This window comes from Arthrobacter agilis, assembly GCF_030816075.1.
Taxonomy (GTDB): domain Bacteria; phylum Actinomycetota; class Actinomycetes; order Actinomycetales; family Micrococcaceae; genus Arthrobacter_D; species Arthrobacter_D agilis_E.
Window position 1 is genome coordinate 2,207,949 of sequence record NZ_JAUSXO010000001.1, and the last position, 12,704, is coordinate 2,220,652.

8 protein-coding genes and 1 tRNA gene are annotated in these 12,704 nt (G+C 70.5%); 3 read left to right on the plus strand and 6 right to left on the minus strand.

The window, feature by feature from the left end:
* Positions 1–65 precede the first annotated feature (65 nt).
* Positions 66–764: a helix-turn-helix transcriptional regulator gene (locus QFZ50_RS10240; RefSeq protein ID WP_307083894.1), complete on the plus strand. Its 699-nt coding sequence runs from the start codon at positions 66–68 to the stop codon at positions 762–764.
* A 125-nt stretch (positions 765–889) separates the two neighbouring features.
* Here QFZ50_RS10240 and QFZ50_RS10245 read toward each other — a convergent pair.
* The 3 genes from QFZ50_RS10245 to QFZ50_RS10255 all read right to left on the minus strand — a co-directional run bounded on the left by QFZ50_RS10245 (position 890) and on the right by QFZ50_RS10255 (position 5,378).
* Positions 890–963: transfer RNA gene (locus QFZ50_RS10245), tRNA-Met, on the minus strand.
* Positions 964–1,031: 68 nt separating this feature from the next.
* Positions 1,032–4,004, minus strand: a complete 2,973-nt coding sequence (locus tag QFZ50_RS10250; RefSeq protein WP_307086754.1) for a UPF0182 family membrane protein — start codon at positions 4,002–4,004, stop codon at positions 1,032–1,034.
* A 279-nt stretch (positions 4,005–4,283) separates the two neighbouring features.
* A complete protein-coding gene (locus tag QFZ50_RS10255) occupies positions 4,284–5,378 on the minus strand; it encodes a YlbL family protein (protein ID WP_307083896.1) in 1,095 nt (364 codons plus the stop codon).
* Positions 5,379–5,721: 343 nt separating this feature from the next.
* On the opposite strand from QFZ50_RS10255, the gene QFZ50_RS10260 reads away from it, so the two are divergent.
* Positions 5,722–7,155 carry a zinc-dependent metalloprotease gene (locus tag QFZ50_RS10260; protein ID WP_307086755.1) on the plus strand — a complete coding sequence of 478 codons (1,434 nt, stop codon included), beginning with the start codon at positions 5,722–5,724 and terminating at the stop codon, positions 7,153–7,155.
* 245 nt (positions 7,156–7,400) lie between these two features.
* Here the strand turns inward: QFZ50_RS10260 and QFZ50_RS10265 are convergent, their stop codons facing one another.
* The 3 genes from QFZ50_RS10265 to nudC are packed head-to-tail and all read right to left on the minus strand — an operon-like array spanning position 7,401 to position 11,021.
* Entirely contained in the window at positions 7,401–7,970 is a 570-nt protein-coding gene (locus QFZ50_RS10265; RefSeq protein WP_307083897.1) for a M48 metallopeptidase family protein, read from the minus strand.
* Positions 7,957–10,065, minus strand: coding sequence for an ATP-dependent DNA helicase UvrD2 (locus tag QFZ50_RS10270; protein ID WP_307083899.1), 2,109 nt, complete (start codon positions 10,063–10,065; stop codon positions 7,957–7,959). Before QFZ50_RS10270 ends, QFZ50_RS10265 begins: the two co-directional genes overlap by 14 nt.
* Complete coding sequence (nudC, locus tag QFZ50_RS10275) at positions 10,065–11,021, minus strand: NAD(+) diphosphatase (protein ID WP_307083901.1); 957 nt, start codon at positions 11,019–11,021, stop codon at positions 10,065–10,067. Before nudC ends, QFZ50_RS10270 begins: the two co-directional genes overlap by 1 nt.
* A 185-nt stretch (positions 11,022–11,206) precedes the next feature.
* On the opposite strand from nudC, the gene QFZ50_RS10280 reads away from it, so the two are divergent.
* Positions 11,207–12,691, plus strand: a complete 1,485-nt coding sequence (locus QFZ50_RS10280; protein WP_307083903.1) for a macrolide 2'-phosphotransferase — start codon at positions 11,207–11,209, stop codon at positions 12,689–12,691.
* Positions 12,692–12,704: the final 13 nt, after the last annotated feature.

Consider the following 12,704-nt stretch of genomic DNA (forward strand, 5'->3'; position numbering starts at 1 on the left):
CCTGACAGGCGCTGCGGGCAGGTGTATGTCACTATTCGTGTCATGAATCTGACGGCGGCTGAACGATGAAGCGGGCCGAGCGCCTTCATGCCCTGTCCGAGACGCTGCGCCGCAGCGGTCCACGGGGTTGCTCCGCCGAGCGGCTGGCACGGGAGTTCGGCGTCTCCGTGCGCACCGTCAAGCGGGACCTCGCCGCGCTCGAGGACAGCGGCTTGCCCCTCTGGTCGCGTCCCGGTCCGGGCGGTGGCTACGGAGTGGCGGTCGGTGCGTCCCTGCCGCCCGTCAGCCTGTCCCCGGCGCAGGCCGTGGCGCTCATGGCGGCCGTATCCGCCGCACCCGATGCCCCCTACGCCGATCTGGCAGCAGCCGGGATCCGGAAGATCCTGGACGTCCTCGATCCCAGGACCCGCGCCCGGGCCGACGAGCTGGCCGGGCGCGTCTGGGTCGATGCGCTCCCCTCCTCCTCGCGCGTCATCAGGTCGGCGCTGGAGGAGGCCATGGCCGAGCAGCGGGTGATCCGCATCCGCTACACCTCGGGGGAAGGGACCACGACCACCCGCGACGTCGAACCCGTGCTGTTCGCCTCCACCAACGGCCAGTGGTACCTGGTCGGGTGGTGCCGGCTGCGCAACGCGATGCGATGGTTCACGGTGTCGCGCATCGAGCGGGCCTCCGTCACCGGGACGGCCTGCGGCGATCATGCCGTCCACGAGGTGGGAGAACCTCCGGCGAACGCCGGACCGGTGCATGGTCGGAGCGTGTGAGTCACCCGATCGATCTCCCCGGTCACGACACCCGTGCACCGGTCCTGGCGATCCGGAGAGCACCAGGACCGGGACGCGCACAGCAAAAAGTCCGGCCCACCAGTGGTGGACCGGACTCTTCTTCGTTGCGGGGACAGGATTTGAACCTGTGACCTCTGGGTTATGAGCCCAGCGAGCTACCGAACTGCTCCACCCCGCGGCGTGTAACTAACGTTACCGGCCGCGGGGCCCAGGTGCAAATCGAGCAGGAACCCGATCCGCCTCCGGCTACTCCCCGGTGCTCCCCGAGACGCGTTCCTCGGCGTCCAGGGCACGCTGCAGGGCGTCCTGCAGCCGGTCCTGCGCTTCACCGTAGGCGGCGAAGTCACCGGCGGCGAGCGCCGCGTTGCCGTCCTGGATCGCCTTGTTCGCATCGCCGAGCGCCGTCCGCAGGTCGGCCGCCGGGTCACCGGTCGCTCCGCCCGGCGTCCCGCCCTCGGAGGGTGTCGGTGAGGGGCTGGGCGACGGGCTCGGTGTCGGAGCCGCCTCACCCTCGGTGGGAGGTGTCGCCGGATCCTCCGGCGTCTCGCCGACGTTCTCCTGGTCTCCGGTCGTGGCGCCGGAGCGTCCGCCGAAGACCTGGTCGAGGGCCTCGGCCAGGGTGGGCGCGAACCCGACGTTCTCGCCGAAGCTCACGAGCACACGCCGCAGGACCGGGAAGGACGAGCTGCCCGAGGACTGCACGTAGACCGGCTGCACGTACGCGATGCCGCCGCCGATCGGCAGGGTCAGCAGGTTGCCGTTGATCACCTCGGAGGCACCCTGGCGCAGGAGGTTCAGCTCCTGGGAGACCTCGGTGTCCGAGTTGAAGAGGTTCTGCGCCTGGCCGGGACCGACCACGGAATCCTGACCGGAACTGTCCAGCAGGGTCAGCCGGCCGTAGTCCTCGCTCTTGACGCCGTCCTCCCCCGTCCCGGCGTCACCGTTGGCCGCGAGGAATCCGTAGAGCACGTTCCTCGGGGTCTGGCCGGCGGGCACGAACGGGATGAAGGGCGTGGTCAGGGAGAAGGCAGCCCCCTCCTGGTTCGGCATCTGGAGGGTCAGGTAGAAGGGTGGCTGGCGGTCGGTGGCCGCCGTCGTCGTCGCCCCCTCCGACGTCGCCCCCGGGTCGGCGGGCACGTTCCAGGCTTCGCTGTTGAAGAAGAACGCGTCCGTATCGGTGACGTGGTAGCGCGCCAGCAGTTCCCGCTGGACCTTGAAGAGGTCCTCCGGGTAGCGCACGTGTGCCATCAGGTCCGCCGACATCTCGCTGAAGGGCTGGAGGGACGACGGGTAGACGTTCTGCCAGGACTTGAGGACCGGGTCCTGGTCGTCCCAGGCGTAGAGGTCCACCGAGCCGTCATAGGCGTCGACGGTGGCCTTGACCGCGTTCCGGATGTAGTTGACCTGCTCGGCGGGCAGCGCGGTGGCGAGGCCCTCGGCCGTCTGCGAGTCCTGGGTGGCGGACTCGAGTTCCTGCTCCGTCGAGTAGGGGAAGTTGGCGCTGGTCGTGTAGCCGTCGATGATCCACTTGACCCGGCCGTCGACGATGGCGGGGTAGCTGTTGCCGTCGAGCGTCAGGTAGGGGGCGACCTTCCGGACGCGTTCCACGGGGTCGCGGTCGTAGAGGATCTGCGACTCGCTGGTGACCTGGTTGGACAGCAGGAGGTCGGTGGACTGGAACTTCAGCGCGTAGACGAGCCGGTTGAAGGGGTTGCCCACATCCGGTCCGCCGTCCCCCTTGAAGGTGGTGCGGGAGTCGGTGTCCGAGTTCTCGCTCTGCGGCCTGTCGATCTCCGCGGCAGGCCGGCCCTCGGGGGCGCCGACCACCGAGTACTCGGGAGATTCCTCGCCGAAGTAGATGCGGGGCTCGTAGGTCGTGTCGTCGCCGAGCACGCCGGTCGAGGGGATGCCCGACTGCAGGAAGGACGGCCGGCCGTCCGGCTGCACGGTCGATCCGGCGGCGGCCACGACGCCGTAGCCGTGCGTGTAGAAGGCGTGCTCGTTGACCCAGCCCTCGGGGACACCGTTGGTGTCGAGTTCACGCACGGCGATGACGGTGTCCTGCACCTCGCCGTCGATCTCGTAGCGGTCGACGTTGAGCGTCTCGGGGAACTGGTAGTACTGCCGGAACTGCTGCAGCTGGCTGAAGGCGTCGGACACGATGTTCGGGTCCAGCAGGCGGATGTTCGTGGTCGTCTGGCCGTCGTCGCCGAGCGCTCCCGCCTGGGGTACGTCCGTCGGCGTGTAGGGCTCCACCTCGACGTCGTCGAGGCCGTAGGCCTCCCGCGTCAGCTCGATGTTCCGGTCGATGTACTGCCGCTCGGCGTCGAGCTCGGACGGCTGCACCTGGAAGCGCTGGACGATGGACGGGTACACGCCGCCGGCGAGGAGCGCGGTGATGATGAGCATCGCCGTGCCGATCAGCGGCAGGCGCCAGCGCCCGAGGAACGCGGAGGCGACGAACAGGGCGGCCACGATGAGGGCGGCGACGGCGAGGATGGCCTTGGTGGGGATCACCGCGTTGACGTCGGTGTAGAGCGCGCCGGCCCACGTGCCCTGGTTCAGCAGCGTGTCGAATCGGTCCAGCCAGTAGTTGACACCCTGCAGGACGAGGAAGAGCGCCGCGACGACGGCGATCTGGATGCGGGCCGCCTTCGTGGTGAACAGGCCCTTCTCCTCGAGCCGGATGCCGCCGTACAGGTAGTGCGTGAGGATCGTGGCGATCGCGCTGATGATGACGACGCTGATCAGGAAGCCCGTCACGAAACTCAGGAACGGCAGCGTGAACATGTAGAACCCGTAGTCCATTTTGAACTCGGGGTCCTGCTTGTTGAACGACTCCTGGTTGAGGAAGAGCAGCACCTCCTGCCACTGGGAGGAGGCGGCCGTCCCGGCGAAAGCGCCGAGGACGACGGGGATGCCGAGCATCAGCAGGCGGCGGATCGGTTCGAGCTGGGCCTGGTACCGGTTCAGGTTGTCCTGGATGGCACTGTCCGGTGCGTAGATCGGCCTGCTGCGGAAGGCGATCCGGAGGCTCGTGTACACGGCGCCCGCCATGATGAGGAACGCCAGGATGAAGAGCACGATCCGCGACAGGTTCTCGGTGACGAACACCTCGAGGAACCCGAGCTGCTGGTACCAGAGGACGTCCGCGTATACCTGGGACAGGTAGACGAAGGCGATGACGATCACCGCCACGACGATGATGGTCGGGATCAGCGGGCTGCGACGCCGGCTCCTGGCTGGACTTGCGGGGCTCGGCCTACTGCCGAACGGACGATCTGGTCCGGATGTCACATCTACCTCATCGTTGGCTGCTACGGGTCACGATGACCGGTGTTCCACTTCGCTCCCCCGGCCCGGACACGGGCAGCAGACAGCGTGCAGTCACGCCCTTCGTGTTTTCATTCTGCCCTGTTCACGTTCGGCCCGACCAATTAGGTTCCCGGTCGGGCAGCACACCACCGGGATCGTCACCGAACCGTGTCGTGCGGGTCGTCAGCACGCGGGGAGCCCTGCGGGGTCCTCGCCGGCTCCCAGCGTCTCCACGGCGTCCACGGCCTCGTCGAGTGTCTCGACCTTCACGACGGTCAGCCCGTCCGGGATGTGGCCGACCACCTCGTTGCAGTTGGCTGCGGGCGCGAGGAAGAACTCCGCTCCCCCGGACCGCGCTCCCACGAGCTTCTGGGCGATACCGCCGATCGGTCCGACGGCTCCGGTGGAGTCGATGGTGCCCGTCCCGGCGAAGTGCCTGCCGCCGGTGAGGTCGCCCTCGGTCAGGGTGTCGATGATCCCGAGGGCGAACATCGTCCCCGCCGAGGGGCCGCCGACGTTGTCGAGCTGGATGGTCACGTCGAACGGGAAGTCGAACGTGGAGGCGAGCATGACGCCCAGCTGGTAGTCGCCCTCGGGCGATTTCTTCGGCGTCACGGAGACGTCCAGCGGAGCGCCGTCCCGGACGATGGTGAGGTCGGCGGGAGCTCCCTCCGCGTCGTCGAGAGCGGAGCGGAGGGTCGTGATGTTCTCGACCTCCTGCCCGTCGACGGTGCGGAGGATGTCGCCCTCCCGGAGGATCCCCTCCGCGGCGGCGTCGGTGGCGAGGCCGGCGACGGACAGCTCCTCGGTGAAGTCGATGCCCTCGTGGGCGAGCGCCGCGGCGATCGCGGACTCCTGCGAGGACGTCATCGCGACCGCGTTCTGCTCCTTCACGTCGGACGACGTCGTCCCCTCCGGGTACACCAGCTGCTCGGGCAGGACGTTCGCGCTGGGGTCCACCCAGGCCCGGAACGTGTCGAGGATGTTCACCGGCCCGTTGGGTCCGCCGTTCACGAACACCGTCGTGAGGTCCAGCTGGCCCGAGGGCTGGAAGCTCTCCCTCCCCTCGACATGGATCAGGGGCTGCCCGTTGACCTCGCCGATCGTGTTGAAGGTGGGACCGGGGGTCTCCAGGACGTACGGCGAGGGCAGGAGGACGGCGGCTGCGCCGAGGACGACGGCGAGGCCTCCTGAGACCATCATCGCGCGGAAGCGCGGGTCCCTGGGTCGCGTGGGCTCCTCGGGGACGTGGGTCTCGACGTGGACAGGCTGCGTCACGGGTCTTCTCTCTGTAGGGCGCGTTCAAGTGCCGGGCCCGGGGCAACAGCACGCTACCGGCACCCCTAGGGTAGACGCTTTCACCGACACCGTTCCTGGACGATTGCTGCACGGGCGTCCTCCCCGGGCGTCCGCCCACGCTCGGCTCTTTGCCCTCAGCGAACGGTTCACGCGGCGAGGGACACCGGCAAGGCCGGGCCGGTAGCGTGTCTTGCACAGCCGGCAGGAGGGGCCCCGCCTCCCTGCCGGACCCGAGCTACTCCCAGGACCGGTGGTATCAGTGACCAACCCATCCAATCCCTCGAACGGCGACGACGACACCCCCCAGGATCCGTTGTCCGAGATGCTGGCGAAGATGTTCGGCGGCGGCGGGGCGGGCGGCTTCGATCCGCAGGAGATCGCGAAGGCGGCCGGCCTGCCCTCCGATCCCGCGGCGATGGCCATGATGATGCAGCAGGTCCAGGCCATGTTCAGCGCGCAGAGCGAGGGCCCCGTCAACTGGCAGATGGCGCACGAGCAGGCACGGCGCGTCGCAGCGTCCGACAGCGATCCTTCCGTCACCGCGCTTCAGCGGCGCAGCGTGGACGAGGCGTTGAAGCTCGCCGAGATGTGGCTCGACCCGGTGACCGACTTCCCGAGCACCGGGCAGCTCGGCCGTGCGTGGTCCCGGGCCGAGTGGGTCGAGGCGACCATGACGACCTGGCGCCGCCTCACGGAGCCTGTCGCGACGAGCATCGCCAAGGCCCTGTCCGATGTCATCTCCGAGCAGCTGCCCGAGGAGATGAAGTCGATGATGGGCATGGGCGGCCCCGCCTCGATGCTGCAGAACGTCGGCGGTGCCATGTTCGGCATGCAGCTGGGGCAGGCCGTCGGGGCCCTCTCGAAGGATGTCGTGGGATCGACGGACATCGGCGTCCCGCTCGCGGACGGACGGATGGCACTCCTCCCCGCCAACGTGGCCGCCTTCGGCGCCGGGCTCGACATCCCGGAGCAGGAGGTGCAGCTCTTCCTCGCGGTACGCGAGGCGGCCCACGTCCGCCTGTTCACCCACATCCCCTGGCTCACCGGTCACCTGCTCGGCAGCATCGAGCGGTACGCGCGGGGTATCCACATCGACATGGGCAAGATCGAGGAAGCGGCGCGCGACATCGATCCGACCAACCCCGAGAGCCTGCAGGGCGCCCTCTCGCAGGGCGTCTTCATGCCGGAGCGGACGCCCGAGCAGGACGCCGCGCTCGTGCGGCTCGAGACGACACTCGCCCTGGTGGAGGGCTGGGTGGACGAGGTGACCGCTGCGGCGGCGGCGAATCTGCCGTCGGCCGGGGCTCTGCGCGAGATGGTCCGCCGTCGCCGGGCGACGGGCGGTCCTGCCGAGCACGCGTTCTCGGCGCTCGTCGGCCTGGAGCTGCGGCCGCGGAGGCTGCGCGACGCCGCAGCGCTGTGGGCCCTCCTGCTGGAGGAACGCGGACCCGACGGGCGCGACGCCCTGTGGCAGCACCCCGATCTCCTGCCCACCGCGGAGGACCTCGATGATCCGGCCGGTTTCACGGAGCGCCGCAGACTGATCGAATCGTCCGACGCCGACGTCGATGCAGCCCTCCAGCGGCTCCTCGCCGGAGGCTTCGAGCAGGACGCCGACGCACCCGCGGACGGCTCCCCGACCGGGCAGGATCCGGCGTCGTCCGGCGCGGAGGACGGCGGGACGCCGACGGCGGAGCCCGGCGACGACCCGGAAGCCGGCGACGGTCCCGGCCCGGACGGCACCAGGGCCGACTGAACCGCCCGACGGGCCGGTCCGGAAGGACCGGCCCGGTGCGTCGGACCAGCAGGACCGGCCCGGCGCGGAATGAGGTCTCCCGCGGTGTACCCGCGGGGGCCGGCCCGCGGCAGATGGTCGACGGCCCGGTCCGGACCGACCGGCCCGGCGCGGCGTGGGGCTTCCCGCGGTGTACTGGCTGGGGCCGGCCCGCGGCAGGGTACCCGGCGCGGGCCGGCCCGACCGCGGTCCTGCCGTCGCCCGCCCTAGAGTTCGTCCAGGTCGCCCGAGAGGTTCCGGTGTGCGGCGAAGGCCGCACCCTCGAGGAAGGCTTTCGCCGTCTCGGTGTGCGGGTACGACGTGAGCAGAGCCCAGAACACCGCGTTGTGGGAGGGCTCGATCAGGTGCGCCAGCTCGTGCAGGATCACGTAGTCGACGACCCACTCCGGCATGCCCTGCAGCCTGTGGGACAGCCGCACGGTCCGGTACGCCGGGGTCGCGGAGGCCCAGCGCGAGTTCTGGTTGGTCACCCAGCCGATCGTCGACGGCACACCCCTGCCGCCCAGGTACCGGTGAGCGAGCCGCTCGGCCCGCTGCTGCAGTTCGGGGACGGGCTGGTCGTCGGTGACCGGGGCGTCGAAGTACTTCGCGGACATCCGCGCCGTCATCCGCTCCACCCAGTGACGCTCCTGGCCTGCCGAGAAATGACCGGGGATGGAGATCCGGAGCACCCCGTCCCTGATGTCGGCGCTGACCGTCCGCTTCCGCCGTGCGGACCGCCGCACCTCCACCGGGAGCCGCTCGGCGCCCGGCACGCCGGCCTCAGGCGCTGTCACCGAGGATCTCCAGCACCGCTTCGCCGTACCGTTCGAGCTTCGCCGTCCCGACACCGGCCAGGTCGCCGAGTTCGTCGAGCGTCTGCGGTCTGGCTTCGGCGATCGCGACGAGCGTGGCATCCGTGAAGACGACGAACGCGGGGACGTCCTTGTCCCGGGCCTCCGCGAGCCGCCACGCCCGGAGCGCCTCGAAGGTCTCCTCCTGGTAGCTCGCGGGACACTCGCTGCAACGCCCGATCTTGCGTTCCGAGCCGGTGAGGAGCGGACGCTTGCACACGCGGCACACGGCAGGTGCGGACGACTTGCGGTTCGTCTTCGGACGCGGCTGGCGGAAGGACGCCTGGCCGGCCGTCGCAGGACGGAGGGGGTCGAGGAAGCGCGACGGCTTCCTGCTCGCCCGTCCGCCCGGGGAGCGCGACGTGGACCACGAGAGCGAGAGGTGGATCCGGGCACGCGTGATCCCGACGTACAGCAGCCGTCGCTCCTCGTCGATGGCTTCCTGCGTGTCGGCGAACGAGATGGGCATGAGCCCCTCGCTCAGGCCCACGAGGAAGACGGCGTCCCACTCGAGCCCCTTGGCCGAGTGCAGCGACGCGAGGGTCACCCCCTGCACGGTCGGGGCGTGCTGGGACGCGGCCCGTTCCTCGAGTTCCGCCACGAACAGCTGCAGGGTGAAGGCCTCGGGACCGCGGACCCGGTTCAGCTCGTCGGCCAGGCCGACGAGGGCTGCGAGCGACTCCCACTTCTCGCGGACCGCACCCGAGTTCTGGGGCGCGACGGATGTGTAGCCGAGCGAGGCGAGGACATCGCGCACCTGCTGCGGCACGTCGGCATCACCCTGGGTGCGCGCCGCAGCGCGGAGCTGCAGCAGGGCGTCGCGCACCTCGCGGCGCTGGAAGAACCTCTCGCCGCCGCGCAGCTGGTACCCGATCCCGGCGCTGGCGAGGGCCTGCTCGTACGCCTCCGACTGCCCGTTCGTGCGGTACAGGATGGCGATCTCGCTCGCCTTGACGCCCTGGCTCAGCAGGACGCCGATCCGCCTCGCGCACTCGGCCGCCTCGGCCTCGTCGTCGCTGCACTCGGTGAAGACCGGCTCGGGACCGGAGGCACGCTGCGCGATCAGCTCCAGCGGCGCCGACCACGTGGTGCCGACGGCACGCCGATCCGCGTCGTCGCCCCGCGCCGCCAGGAGCGTGTTGGCGGCGCGGACCACCTGGGGCGTCGACCGGTAGTCGCGGACCAGCTTCACCACCTGCGCGCCCTCGTACCGCTTCGTGAAATCGAGCAGGTGCCGTGACGTCGCACCGGTGAACGAGTAGATGGTCTGGCTCGCGTCCCCGACGACGCACAGCTCCCGTCGCTCGCCCAGCCAGAGGTCGAGCAGCCGCTGCTGGAGCGGGGAGACGTCCTGGTACTCGTCGACGACGAAGTGGCGATACTGCGCCCGCACCGTCGCGGCCACCTTCTCGTCCTCCTCGAGGATGGCGACCGTGGTCAGCAGCACGTCCTCGAAGTCGATCAGGTTCCGGTCGATCTTGAGGTCCTCGTAGGCCGAGAAGATGCGGGACACCGAGACGAGGTCCATGCCCGCCGGCTCTTCCCGCCCCGCGGCGGCGGCGGCATACCCGTCGGGGGTCAGCATCGAGACCTTTGCCCATTCGATCTCCGCCGCGACGTCCCGGATGGCGGCGCGGTCCGTCGTCAGGCGCAACCGCCGGGCCGATTCGGCGATGAGTTGGGCCTTGTGGTCGACCAGCGCGGGCAGGGGTCCGCCGACGGCCTGCGGCCAGAAGTACTGCAGCTGCCGGAGGGCTGCGGCGTGGAACGTCCGTGCCTGCACGCCACCGGCGCCGAGATCACGGAGTCGGGTGCGCATCTCCGCCGCCGCGCGGGCCGTGAAGGTGACTGCGAGCACCTGCTGCGGTTTGTACACGCCGGTGTGCACGCCGTACGCGATCCGGTGCGTGATGGCGCGGGTCTTGCCGGTCCCTGCGCCCGCAAGGACGCAGAGCGGGCCCGTGAGGGTGCTCGCCACGGTCCGCTGTTCGTCGTCGAGCCCCTCGAGAATGCTGTCCTCGAGCAGAATCCCGGTCATCAGGGGCGCGCCTCCGACGGCTCTTCGTCCAGTGGTCCGCCGTACCAGCGCTCGATGAGGGCACGGGCGATCGAGACGCCGCCCGCGACGGCGATCGTCCCGTCGCGTACCTCGGTGAACAGCTGCTCACGCGTGAACCACCGCACCGACCGCATCTCCTCGCGGTCCGGCACCGCATCCGTAGTGACCGCGTGCGCCGTGAAACCGAGCATCAGCGATGCGGGGAAGGGCCACGGCTGGGATCCCAGGTACTCCGGCGACCGGACCTCGAGGCCCGACTCCTCGGCCACCTCCCGGACGACGGCGGCCTCGAGGGACTCGCCCGGCTCAACGAAGCCGGCGAGGGTGGAGAAGCGGTCCTCGGGCCACGCCATCGCGGACCCGAGGAGCAGGCGGTCGTCGTCGTCGATCACCGAGACGATGATCGCGGCGTCCGTGCGCGGGTAGTGCAGGGAGTCGTCGGCCGGGCACCGGCGCACCCAGCCGGCGTCGCGCACCTCCGTGGGGGTGCCGCACCGGGGGCAGTGCGTGTGCGTCGCATGCCAGTTGGCCACCGCGGCGGCCTCGACGAAGAGCCCGGCGTCGCGTGCATCGAGCGACGCGGCCACCTCCCGCAGCCCCAGCCACCGGTCCACGGGGGCGACGGCCGGGTCCTCCGCCTCGAGCACGGCGAGGACCACGCTCCGACCGGCGTCGGCGGATCCCTCGTTGATCCGCCCGAGGTAGACGAGCAGCTCGGGCCGCTCCAGCTCCGAGGGTGCGAGGAGCCGCAGGGCGGTCCCCTCCACGGGGGCCTTCCCGCGGGTCAGGGGCAGGACCTTCGTCTCCTCGGAGGCCCAGAGCTTCTCGAGGAGGTTCTCGGTGGTCCTCGCATCGCCGTCCCGGTCGGAATCCGTGCGGGAGAGCGGCAGTGATCCGAGGGGTGGCAGCGCGAGGGTCCGGAGGGGTTCGGTCATGCTTCTACGGTACGTTCTCGCTCTCCCAAAACCCATTTCGATGCGTGCCGGTGCAGGAGGGGTGAGGGGCGGATACGGGACCGGCGCAGGCCCGAAGACGAGTAGTCCATCTGGCGACGCGCCGCATCGGGACTGGGCGGGCGGAGCGGGGACGCCCTACGGTGGACCTTGTGAAACGGACACCCATGGAACTTGCTGCCATCGCAAGCGCCGCTGTACCCGGCCTGGCCCCGACGGGCGTCGCAGGCGCGCCCGACGACGCCGCGGATTTCGATTCCGCCCTGCTGGTCGACGATGCGGGGAAGCAGTGGAGGGTCCGCTCGCCGAGACACGCCGAGGCCAGCATGCGGCTCGAGACGGAGCTGCAGGCACTGCGCGCCTTCACGCCGGCGGTCAAGGCGGAACTCCCCTTCCTCATCCCGCACATGGCAGGCAGCGTGCGGCAGGGGGAACTCAGCACGTTCGTCTACTCCCACCTCACCGGGACCACCCGCCCCCTCGACGTGCTGACGGCAGGCGGTCAGGGGATGGCGCGGGAACTGGGACGCGTCCTCGCCGCCATCCACGAACTGCCGAAGGACATCGTCCAGCGTGCCGACCTGCCCAGCTACGAGGCGAACGAGTACCGGCAGCGGAAACTGAACGAACTCGACCAGGCGGCGACGACCGGCAGGATCCCCGCGATCCTGCTGCGCCGCTGGGAGCACGCCCTCGAGGACGTGACGCTGTGGCGGTTCAGCCCGACGGTCGTCCACGGTGACCTGCACGAGGACCACCTGCTGATCTCCGCAGGGCGGGTGTCCGCCGTGACCGGCTGGACCGACCTGTGCATCAGCGATCCCGCTGAGGACTTCGCCTGGCTCGCCGCCGCGGAGGACACGGCGTTCGTGGACGCGGTCCACGAGGCGTATGCGGGTGCCCGGACGTCAGCTGTCGATCCGCACCTCCCACGCCGCGCCGCACTGGCCGCCGAGTTCGCCCTGGCCCAGTGGCTGGTCCGTGGGATGGCGCTCGAAGACGCCGTCATGATCCGCGAGGCCGAAGGCATGCTCGCCACCCTCGAGGCGGACGTGGAGTTCATCGAACGCGAGCAGCACGAGGCCGCCGAGCGTGCGCGGCACGCCCACGAGGAACGCCTCGAGTGGGGCGACGACCTGGGCACCGACAGCTACGGGTCCACGGGCGGTCACCGTCCCGATGACAGGGTGCAGACCGGAGGGCTGTCCGGCCGTCCCGAGAACCACGCCGGGACGGAGGAGAACCCTGGGGGCCCCACCGCCGAGGCGACCGTGCCCGGCCTCGCCGTGCACAGCGGGCAGGGACCGGCGTCGCACGACGCGGGAACCGAGGTGGAGGACGACCGTACCGGGAGGACCGGCAGCCACGCCTACGACCCGGACAGCACCGCCGGCCAGAGGTTCCACCGCCTGCCCGACAGCGCTCCGGCGCAGGGCAGCCGCCCGGCGGAGTCCTCCGGGCCCCACCGCGGTGACGACGACCACGGGACGGCCTCGGGGTCGTCCCTCGCCTACGCGCGCCTGACGGCCGGCCGCCAGCGGTCCATGCCGACCTCCTCGAAGGTGACGCTGCTCCGGAGCAGCGAGCAGTCCGCCGGCTCGCCGGACGACGTGGCGACGTCAGCCCTGCCGATCGTCTCCTTCCGCGGCTGACCCCGCCGCGCCC

Bases quoted from the DNA above. Each gene is read 5' to 3' on its own strand.
- nudC (WP_307083901.1), bottom strand. From the start codon at position 11,021: ATGACCGAACCCCTCCGGACCCTCGCGCTGCCACCCCTCGGATCACTG.
- QFZ50_RS10240 (WP_307083894.1), top strand. From the start codon at position 66: ATGAAGCGGGCCGAGCGCCTTCATGCCCTGTCCGAGACGCTGCGCCGC.
- QFZ50_RS10280 (WP_307083903.1), top strand. From the start codon at position 11,207: ATGGAACTTGCTGCCATCGCAAGCGCCGCTGTACCCGGCCTGGCCCCG.
- QFZ50_RS10270 (WP_307083899.1), bottom strand. From the start codon at position 10,065: ATGACCGGGATTCTGCTCGAGGACAGCATTCTCGAGGGGCTCGACGAC.
- QFZ50_RS10260 (WP_307086755.1), top strand. From the start codon at position 5,722: ATGCTGGCGAAGATGTTCGGCGGCGGCGGGGCGGGCGGCTTCGATCCG.